This is a genomic window from Sulfitobacter sp. HI0129, assembly GCF_001635395.1.
Taxonomy (GTDB): Bacteria; Pseudomonadota; Alphaproteobacteria; order Rhodobacterales; family Rhodobacteraceae; genus Sulfitobacter.
In genome coordinates this window covers 1-9,587 of record NZ_LWGH01000338.1, presented here as the reverse complement: position 1 = coordinate 9,587, position 9,587 = coordinate 1, and the positions used below count along the sequence as shown (strand labels likewise).

Annotated in this window: 11 protein-coding genes; 8 read left to right on the top strand and 3 right to left on the bottom strand. The window is 59.3% G+C overall.

The genetic code is table 11. The annotated features are described in order from the left end of the window. The 7 genes from A3764_RS08450 to A3764_RS08420 all read left to right on the top strand — a co-directional run. Window positions 1–650, top strand: a 650-nt coding sequence (locus tag A3764_RS08450; protein WP_150122111.1) for a hydantoinase B/oxoprolinase family protein, incomplete at its 5' end; no start/stop codon positions are given. A gap of 22 nt (window positions 651–672) precedes the next feature. Beyond that, window positions 673–2,799: a caprolactamase subunit alpha gene (gene capA, locus A3764_RS08445; protein WP_067268415.1), complete on the top strand. Its 2,127-nt coding sequence runs from the start codon at window positions 673–675 to the stop codon at window positions 2,797–2,799. A gap of 5 nt (window positions 2,800–2,804) precedes the next feature. Further along, window positions 2,805–3,557: an ABC transporter ATP-binding protein gene (locus A3764_RS08440; protein ID WP_067268442.1), complete on the top strand. Its 753-nt coding sequence runs from the start codon at window positions 2,805–2,807 to the stop codon at window positions 3,555–3,557. Next, the gene (locus A3764_RS08435; RefSeq protein WP_067268417.1) at window positions 3,557–4,294 is read left to right on the top strand and encodes an ABC transporter ATP-binding protein; all 738 of its coding nucleotides are present in this window, start codon (window positions 3,557–3,559) and stop codon (window positions 4,292–4,294) included. The genes A3764_RS08440 and A3764_RS08435 overlap by 1 nt, the downstream gene beginning before the upstream one ends. Continuing rightward, complete coding sequence (locus A3764_RS08430) at window positions 4,294–5,208, top strand: branched-chain amino acid ABC transporter permease (protein ID WP_067268419.1); 915 nt, start codon at window positions 4,294–4,296, stop codon at window positions 5,206–5,208. Before A3764_RS08435 ends, A3764_RS08430 begins: the two co-directional genes overlap by 1 nt. A gap of 4 nt (window positions 5,209–5,212) precedes the next feature. After that, on the top strand, window positions 5,213–6,265 hold the full coding sequence (locus tag A3764_RS08425; RefSeq protein WP_067268421.1) for a branched-chain amino acid ABC transporter permease: 1,053 nt from the start codon (window positions 5,213–5,215) through the stop codon (window positions 6,263–6,265). Window positions 6,266–6,315: 50 nt separating this feature from the next. After that, window positions 6,316–7,488 (top strand): ABC transporter substrate-binding protein, encoded by a 1,173-nt coding sequence (locus A3764_RS08420; protein ID WP_067268422.1) that lies wholly within the window; start codon window positions 6,316–6,318, stop codon window positions 7,486–7,488. 92 nt (window positions 7,489–7,580) lie between these two features. Here the strand turns inward: A3764_RS08420 and A3764_RS08415 are convergent, their stop codons facing one another. The 3 genes from A3764_RS08415 to A3764_RS23995 form a co-directional block, all read right to left on the bottom strand. Further along, window positions 7,581–7,925, bottom strand: coding sequence for a hypothetical protein (locus A3764_RS08415; RefSeq protein WP_150121358.1), 345 nt, complete (start codon window positions 7,923–7,925; stop codon window positions 7,581–7,583). A 115-nt stretch (window positions 7,926–8,040) separates the two neighbouring features. Then, entirely contained in the window at window positions 8,041–8,532 is a 492-nt protein-coding gene (locus tag A3764_RS24600; protein WP_067268425.1) for a hypothetical protein, read from the bottom strand. 102 nt (window positions 8,533–8,634) lie between these two features. Next, window positions 8,635–9,027, bottom strand: a complete 393-nt coding sequence (locus tag A3764_RS23995) for a topoisomerase DNA-binding C4 zinc finger domain-containing protein (RefSeq protein ID WP_231886455.1) — start codon at window positions 9,025–9,027, stop codon at window positions 8,635–8,637. Window positions 9,028–9,345: 318 nt separating this feature from the next. Here A3764_RS23995 and A3764_RS08410 point away from each other — a divergent pair. Next, on the top strand, window positions 9,346–9,587 hold a 242-nt coding region (locus tag A3764_RS08410), incomplete at its 3' end, for a transposase (RefSeq protein WP_201722418.1).

Below are 9,587 nucleotides of genomic sequence, written 5' to 3'. Positions count from 1 at the left end.
ACGGCTGTAACATCGCCGGTTGGGACGACCGTCACGACGAAGAATACGTGACCATGGTTCTGGCCTCGGTCATTTCGGGGGCAGGGGCTACGGCCACGCAGGACGGCTGGCACGTGCGCGGACCGCTGTGCTGTTTCGGGGCCCTGACCTCGGGCGATATCGAGATGCTGGAACACAGCTATCCGATCATCATCCACCGCTATTCGATGATCGAGGATTCGGGCGGAGCGGGCAAATTCCGCGGCGGGTCCGGTGCTTGCTGGGAAGTCGAGCCGTTGGACAAGCCTATGACGCTGGTCACCTTTGGCGAAGGGCGTCGCATCCCCGCGATGGGCGCGGCGGGCGCGGAATCCAAGTTGATCGAGAAAAAGGTCGGTCGTCTGGAAATCACCCGTAACGGCAAGACCGAAGTTATCACCGACAACGTGATCGAAACCATCAATCCGGGTGAACGCGCGGCGAATATCAACCCTGGCGGCGGCGGATTTGGCCCTGCCTTTGAACGCAGCCCTGCCCATGTGGTCGAGGACGTGCGCAACGGTCTGGTCAGCATCGAGGCCGCCCGCATCGAATACGGCGTCGTCTTTGCCGACGCGGAATCCCTGCAAATCGACGAGGCCGAAACCGCCCGTTTGCGCGCCAGCGCCTGAGATCCGATCAAGGAGAAATACCATGCAAACCAAATATCGTCTTGGCATTGATGCAGGCGGCACTTTCACCGACGTCGTTCTGGCCGACGCAACTGGTCAGGTCCGGATTTTCAAGGCTCTGTCCACCCCGTCCGATCCGACCCAAGCCATCCGCAACGGTCTGGCGCTGATCGAGGAAGAAACCGGTATCACCCCGCAGGAAATCGTTTCGAATACCGACCTTTGCATCAACGGCACCACCGTGGGCCTGAATGCACTGATCACCCACAACGGGGCGCGGACCGGTCTGATTGCCTCCTCGGGCCACGAGGACAGCATCGAAATCCGTCTGGGCCACAAGGAAGACGGGTATCGTTATGACCCCGACTATCCGCCCGCGACCATGCTGGTGCCGCGTTATCTGCGGCGGGGCGTGTCTGAACGGGTATTGTCGGATGGCACAGTGCGCACTGCGCTGGACGAGGAACAGGTGCGTGAGGCCTGCCGCCACTTCATCCGCGAAAAGGTGGAATCTGTTGCGATTTCGTTTGTTTGGTCCGTTTTGCACCCCGAACACGAGATGCGCGCAGCCGAGATCGTGCGGGAAATGATGCCGGATGTGCATCTGACGATCGGGGCCCAACTGTATCCGCAGGTGCGTGAATACACCCGAACCTCGACCGCGATCGTAAACGCCTATCTGGCGCCGATCCTGCAACGCTATGTCAGCGCGGTGGATGCCTACTTTGCCTCGCTAGGCGCCAAGAACCCCGTGCGCTATTTCCAGTCCAACGGCGGGCTGGCACGCGGTGAAATCGTGACCGACCAATCGGTCTATGCGATCAACTCGGGTCCGGCATCTGCCCCGCAAGCGGCGCTGAACGTGGCCGAGCCATGGGGCGAGAAAAACCTGATCACGGTCGATATGGGGGGCACGTCCTTCGACATCACCCTGACCAAGGACGGTCAGGCCAATGTCAGCAAGAACATCGACTTCCTGCGGTATCGCATCGGTATCCCCATGATTCAGGTGGAAACGCTGGGTGCTGGCGGCGGTTCGATCGGATGGATCGACGAAATGGGGCTGTTGCAAATGGGGCCGCAATCGGCGGGATCCGAACCGGGGCCGGCCTGTTATGGCCAAGGTGGCGAAAACCCCACTACGACGGATGCAAACCTGACCCTTGGCTATCTGAATGGCGACGGTCTGGTAGGTGGGCGCCTGCCGCTGGATGTGGCCAAGGCCCGCGACGCGATCAAGGCGAAACTGGCCGATCCGCTGGGGATCTCGGTGGAAAAAGCCGCCTATGGCATGTTCACCATCGTCAACAACAACATGGTCAACGGTATCCGCCGCGTGTCCGTGGAACGGGGCTATGATCCGCGCGATTTCGTGCTTATGGGCGCAGGTGGCGCCACCGGTTCGCACATCACCGCATTGGCGCGCGAGATCGGGATCAAGAAGGTTCTGATTTCGAAACTGGCCTCGGGTCTGTGTGCCTATGGTCAGATCATTTCGGACGTGAAGTACAACTACATGGCGCCCGCGCCGGTGCGTCTGGAAGGGGCTGATGCGGCCGCGAAACTGGACGATCTGTTCAACGGGCTAGAGGCGCGTGGCGTATCCGATCTGGAAGCGGATGATTTCACGCGTGACCGCATTTCGATCCGCCGGTCGCTGGACATGCGCTATGTCGGTCAGGTGCACGAGTGCACGGTCGAGGTCGACCCGTTCCAGATCACCGAAGAGTCGCTGGAAAAGCTCAAGGCCGCGTTCCATGCACGTCACAAAGAGCTTTACACCTATGACGAACCTGCCAGCGCGATCGAGGTTGTGAACGTCGAAAGCACGATTTGCGGTCACGTGGAAAAACCCGCCCAGATGCGTATTCCTGCAGGACAGGGATCGGACAAGGCGCTCAAGGGGACCCGCCCGATGGTGTTCGATGCCTCCGGGGCGACGGTTGAAACCAATGTCTACGAGGGGGCGAAACTGGGTGCAGGGGATGTGCTACATGGCCCTGCCGTGATTGAGGAAGTCACCACGACCCTTGTGATCGAACCCGGTTGGACGGCTGACCTGCACGAAAGCGGTGTCTACGTGGTCACCTATGACCCGGAACGTGACACCCGCACTGCAAAACCCGCAAAAGAATTGGCCGAGGCGTGATCGCGATGCCGGTATCGTTTTCCGATAATGCCAAGCTGGAAACCCGGGGCGTGTCTGTCACCTTCGGTGGGTTCAACGCCCTGACGGATGTCTCGATGTCGTTGTCCGCGGGGTCTGTCGTCGGGTTGATCGGGCCAAACGGTGCCGGCAAGACCACGCTGGTCAATGTCCTGACGGGCTTCCAGTCTCCCTCATCAGGGGAAGTTCTGCTCGGGACAGAGGCGGTAGGGGCGCACTCCCCCTTTGCGCTGCGCCGCCTCGGGATTGCACGGACGTTTCAGGCCGGTCGGTTGTTCACCGGTCTGGACGTTCTGGATAACCTTGCTGTGACCGGGACTGGTCTTGGTCACAGCCGCCGCGCCGCCGAGGAAGAGGCCCGCAGTGTTCTGGACTGGATGGATATCCGTCATCTGTCCGATCTACCTGCCTCTGGCCTGCCTTACACGGATGAACGTCGTGTCGGGATCGCACGGGCGCTGATGTACAGGCCTGATTTCCTGCTGCTGGATGAACCCGCCGCAGGAATGTCTGAAATCGAAGCCGAAGAGCTGTCGCAACTGATTGCGCGGATTGCATCGGAACTGGGCATCGGGGTGCTTTTGATCGAACACAATGTCGGTCTGGTGCTGGGTGTTTGCGAACAGGTGTACGTTCTGGACGCGGGCCAGATCATCGAACAGGGCGACCGCGCGACGATCCTCGCCTCTCAGGCGGTGCGTGATGCCTATCTCGGGGCCAGCCACGAGGAGGCAGCGTAATGACCAAGCTAGCTATCAACGATCTGACGGTACGCTATGGCAAGCTGACCGCGCTGGACGACTTGTCATTCGCGGTCGAGGAAGGCGCACGAGTGTTTATTTCCGGCCCGAACGGGGCGGGGAAATCCTCGTTGCTTAAGGCCATTGCCGGAGTTGCCCCGACTGCCCATGGCCGGATCGAAATGGATGGCGACATCCTGAATGGTGCCAGCCCCGAATCCATCGCACGCAAGGGCCTGTCGATGGTGCCCGAAGGCCGCGAGGTTTTCGGACAGCTGACCATCGAGGAAAACCTGATGATCGGAACCGGTATCCGGCGGGATCGTTCCGCCGTGGCCGAAGACCTTTGGGAAATTTACAACGCCTTCCCCATTCTGGGCGAGCGGCGTCACGCAAATGCAGGGGCCTTGTCTGGCGGTCAGCAGCAAATGCTGGTGATCGGCCGCGCCCTGATGACCAACCCCAAACTGATGATGATTGACGAACCTTCCTTGGGTCTGGCGCCCAAGATTGTCGATCAGGTTTATGACACGCTGCTGGAGCTTCAGGCGCTGAAAGGTCTGACACTATTGATCGTCGAGCAAAGCTCGGCCCGTGCTGCCCGTGTCGGTGGGCGGATGATCCTGATGCGGGGCGGGCGGATCGTGGGTGACGGGGACGCTGCCGAACTCGGTGCCGAGGACAGCCTGCGAGACGCCTATTTCGGCCAATCCAAACCAGTGAAGGAGGCCTCGTGATGACCTCGCTTTCTCAACTTTTCTTTGATGCAGCGTCGCTGGGTGGCATTTATGCACTGGCCGCGCTGGGCATCGCATTGATTTTCGGGGTGATGAACCTCGTGAACTTTGCCCATGGGGAATACATCACCTTCTGTGTGTTTGCCCTGATCGTGCCTAGTACGGATGCCGCAGCTCATTTGTTTTTGGGTAAGGCGCCGGCAATCGTGCTGGTCCCTGTGATGCTGATGATTGGTGGCGGGCTGGCGGTGCTATCCGAGGCGCTGATATTCCGTCGCCTGCGCAATGCAACGCCTGTCACCATGATGATCGCATCTTTCGCGCTGGGGTTCGTGCTGCAATATGCCCTTTTGGCCGCTTATGGCGGTCGTCCCAAGGCGGTATCCCTTTGGCCCGGACTGAATACGCCGGTGGAGTTGCTGGGGGCTAGCGTTCCCCTGCTGCAATTACTGGTTATCGGGGTGACGGTCGCGATCTTGGTGATCCTGTTCCTGTTGCTGCGTCACACGCGGTTAGGTCTGGAAATGCGCGCCGCAGCCGAGAATTTCACCATGGCAAGAATGCTGGGGGTGAAGGCGAACAGGGTTATTACCGGAGCCTTTGCGATTTCCGGTGCGCTTGCGGCTGCCGTTGCCCTGATCCTTGTCACACAGACCGGTGTCGCCGACGTCCGTATGGGTGGGCCAGTCATGCTGGTTGCCTTTATCGCAACGGTGATCGGTGGCATGGGCAGTCTGCCCGGTGCGGTCGCGGCGGGGTTCCTGTTGGGGGCGGCCTCGGTGATGCTGCAAGCTTTCCTTCCGCTGGATGCCCGTCCGTTCCGCGATGCCTTCCTTTATTCGCTGGTGATCGGCTGCCTGTTGTTGCGGCCGCAGGGGCTGTTTGCCTCGGCCAGCGCCAAACCAAGGGTTTAAGATCATGCACCATCACACTTTGATGCGACTTCGGTCCTATTCCACTCCGGTCCTTCTGTCCTTGGCGCTGTTGGCGTTGACCGTTCTGGCGGTAGGTCTGGGCGACAAGGCACTCGGGCGGGCCATGGCGGAACTGTTGATCCGCGTGACGCTGGTCGTTGGACTGTGGATCTTCGTTGGCAACTCCGGCGTCATCAGCTTTGGTCACGCCGGATATATGTGCATCGGCGCCTATATGTCCGCGTGGCTGACCCTGAAACCCACCATGAAGGCGCTTTTGTTGCCCGGCTTGCCGGACTGGCTGGCTCAGGCACAATGGCCGGTCTTTCCTGCGGCAATCGCGGGCGGGCTGTTGGCTGCGGTTGTCGGTCTGATTTCCGGCGCTGCGATTTTGCGGCTGTCGGGGATCGCGGCGTCGATCGCGACCTTTGCGTTCCTTGCCATCGTCAACACCGTCTATTCCAACTGGGAGGACGTCACCGGTGCAACCAGTTCCGTTGTGGGCCTGCCACGTTATGTGGACGCGTGGGTCGCATTGGCTTGGGCGGTTGCAGCGATTGCGGTGGCCAGCCTGTATGCCAATTCGGGCTCGGGTCTGGCCCTGCGTGCAACCCGCGAGGATGAGGTCGCCGCCCAATCCTCGGGCGTGAACATGTACCGCCACCGTTTGCTGTCGCTGGTGATTTCGACCTTTTTCACTGGTGTCGCAGGGGCGCTTCTGGGCCACTACATCGGCGTTCTGAACCCCGACAGTTTCTATCTGGGGCTGACCTTCATCGCCTTGGCAATGCTGGTGGTTGGCGGGATCGGAAGCCTGACAGGTGCAGTGGTCGGCGTGGTCGTTTTGTCCGCCGCGATCGAGGCGCTGGTCCGGATGGAGCAAGGGATCGAAGTGGGCCAAACCCATCTGTCCATCCCCAACGGCGCACAGGAAATCGTGATTGGCGTGGCGATGATCGTCATCCTGATCTTGCGGCCCTCGGGGCTGACCAAGGGAAGGGAATGGGCGCTGTCCGGCCGCCTGTTCCAAAAACGAGGGCAGGCAAAACGCGCCTGACCCCAAATATATCCAACCTAAATAATCCAACTAAAACAGGAGAGTATGATATGAAACGTTTGACCACAGCCGCGGCTGTGCTGGCCCTGTGCGGCCCGGCCTATGCCGCTGATGACATCACCGTGGGGTTCGCCATCGCGAAATCCGGCTGGATGGAAGCCTATGACACCCCCGCCGCAACCGCTGCGAAAATCCGTATCGACGAGATCAACGCGAATGGTGGCCTGTTGGGCCGTCAGATCAACTGGGTCGAATCCGACACCAAAACCGATCGCGCCCAAGCGGCCAAGGCGGGTTTGCAACTGATTGACGAAGGCGCGGACATGATGGTTGTGACTTGCGACTATGACTTCGGCGCCCCCGCTGCATTGTCGGCGGATGCGGAGGGGATGATTTCCTTCTTCCTGTGTGCCGAGGACGTGAAGGCCGGGATTCAGGGCGTCGGTCCCTACAGCTTCTCGGGCTCGGTTCTGGCCCCTGTGCAAGGCGCGACCATGGCAGAATGGAGCCACGCCAAGCGCAACGCCAAAACCGGCTATGTGCTGCTGGACACCACTATCGAATATAACAAGGGCATCTGCACCGGTTTTGACTGGATGTTCCCCCGTCTGGACGGCACCGAAATCGTGGGCCGCGACACGTTCAAGAACGACGATGCCTCGATTGCCAGCCAGATCAGCCGGATCAAAGCGCTGCCGGAACAGCCCGACGTGATCATGCTGTGTTCCTATATACCCGGTGCGGCCTCGGCTGTGCGCCAGTTGCGGGCGGCAGGGATCGACTCGTTGATCCTGAATGGTTCGTCTATGGACGGGTCCTATTGGCTGGATGCGACGCCGAACCTTTCGAATTTCGTGGTGCCGGTCCAAGGGTCGATCTATGGCGATGATCCACGCCCCGAAGTCGAAGCGTTCAACAAGGCATACGAGGCCAAGGCCGGTGCCCGCCCTGCCAGTTCCTATGCCTATCCGGGGTATGTGCTGATGGAACTTTGGGCCAAGGCGGTCGAGCGCGCGGGGACACTGGACGGCGCGACGGTGACTGCAGAGCTGGAAAAGATGCGAAACGAAGCAACGGCATTCGGTCCGCGCAGCTTTACCGATGAATTGCACCATCAGAATTTCGCAGAGATGCAGATCATCGAAATCTCTGGCGGGACACCGAAAGCGATTGATAGCTGGACCATCAGCGAACCTGTGCCGCTGGAAGTGTTGCTGAAGTAAGTACGCTATGAAATGAAAACACCCCCGGCAGGCGATCCTGCCGGGGGTGTTTTCATTTGTCCGATCACGCAAGGTATGGAACGCGTGGTACGCTATGCTGCTTCTACCAGCGGGTTCTCGGCATTGGCAGACAGCCAATCCCGCAAGGCCTGTCCCGATTGACAAGCAGCCTGCGCGCGCTCTTTGAATGTCTGCACCAGATCGGGCGCTGTCAATTCAATGATCCCGCCAAAGGCATAGGTGATCAGGGGCCCCTCGCCAGAGACAAAACCGGGTGTCAGCCCGTTTTCGATATAATCGACAACGTATAGCAGCTTTTTCGGCTGGCTTTGCGCAAACCCCTTCAGGTTTCGCAGTTGTTTGATCCGCGCGGCTTCTGGCAAATCCCGGTAGATGCAGGTGCCTGTAAGCAAACTCTCCATGACGAATTTGTCCAAGAGCATCAGCCCGTTAAGCGCAGTCAGGCGATCTTCACGTCAGAAGGCAGGCCACTTGGGGAATGTCGATTAAGGACGAGGAGTGCTTTCAGCAGACGACGGATCATGAAAACCCTCAAGAAGCCCACAGCACCCCGGTTTCCGAATCTATCCAGCCGATCCATGGACAGCGTCCATCAAACCAATAGGCCGTCAACTCGAAGTCACGGTCGTCGGTGACGCTCGTGGGGAAAGTTTCTCGAATATAGGCGATTTGCTTCTCAATCGGAACGTCCCAAACGCGGAAACGGCATGGGCCACCGTCAGGGACGCGCTCTACCGGACGCATAGGCTTATTGTCGCTGTAACCATCTGCAATAACCCAGTAATAGGGTTCGTGATCTTCCAGCAACGCGGGAGGTGTCAACAGCACTTTCCCTTCCCGCAAAAGCCGTTCCAGAAGGTAGAAGAACGCTTCTCTTTGTTCGGGAAAAGATAGTTCGCGGGGCAGATAGGGCGTAGGGGGCGCAACGATGCTGAACAGTGCGCTAATCCACCCTCCAGAATGCTCTGGATCAGATGCTACAGCGTACAGTCTGTCAAGGAAGCTATGATCTAAATCGGTCATTTAAACTTCAGCTCCGCATTTTTCACATTGAACTCACCGATTTCAACAGGTTTACCGGAGGGGCCCGTTTCACGAAAACCGACATTATGTAGGGTATTCCGTTTAAAGTCTCCCTTTGCCATTGCATCTTGGGAATTTCACGCACCCAAGGAAGCGACCATAACGACCGCTGCGCTCAACCAGCCAGCCATCGGCGCAGACCGGACAGGCTTGGAAGGTCGCACCGCAGCGGCAGTCGGACGACCGCCCATCTTCCGACCTGACGGGTATGCCGACGCCACAGTCGGGGCAGCTCGGGAGCGTGTTGCCGCAGAGCTCGACATGTTCACATCGGTAAAATGTTCCACCGTCTTTTCGGGGCACTGCAAACAGATGCCCGCCGCAATCACCGCACGTACAGGTCGGGAGGTCTTCTGTCTTGTCTGCCCCAAGCCCGTACGCATCGTCATCCACCAACTCGGCGATGAAAGTCGATTGCCGAGAGGCGGCGCCCATGAGCGTCAGGGTTTTCCGGGCCCGTGTCATAGCCACATACATGACCCGACGTTCTTCGGCATGCGGGAACGGTTCGCCTTCGGGAGACACCATAGTAAGGAGAGGATCATCGACAATTTCTGACGGGAACCCCATGCGGCCGCTAAACATGTCGAGCAGGTCCTGTCCCAGGGAGAGGTGTAACTTCTGGTAGCGCTTTTGGTGGCGTCCGCGCCCTTCATGAGGCGCCGTAGGACGTCATCAAAGGCGCGGTGGTCATCGGTGAATTTTCGGTAAGGTCGGGTTGCGAACATCAACCTGAACCGAAGGAAGACCCCGATGACCAAACCTATGATGGACCTGAAAGAGCTTGTCGAGAAGAGCGCGGATGCCGATCTTCTTCGAGATATGATCGGTTTTGCCGCCGAAAGGCTGATGGAATTGGAGGTTGGCGCAAAGACCGGTGCCGACTATCATCAGAAGACGCCGGAGCGGAAGGCGCAGAGAAACGGCTACCGCGAACGCGATTGGCAGACGCGGGCCGGGAACGTGGAACTGCGGATTCCGAAGCTGCGCACCGG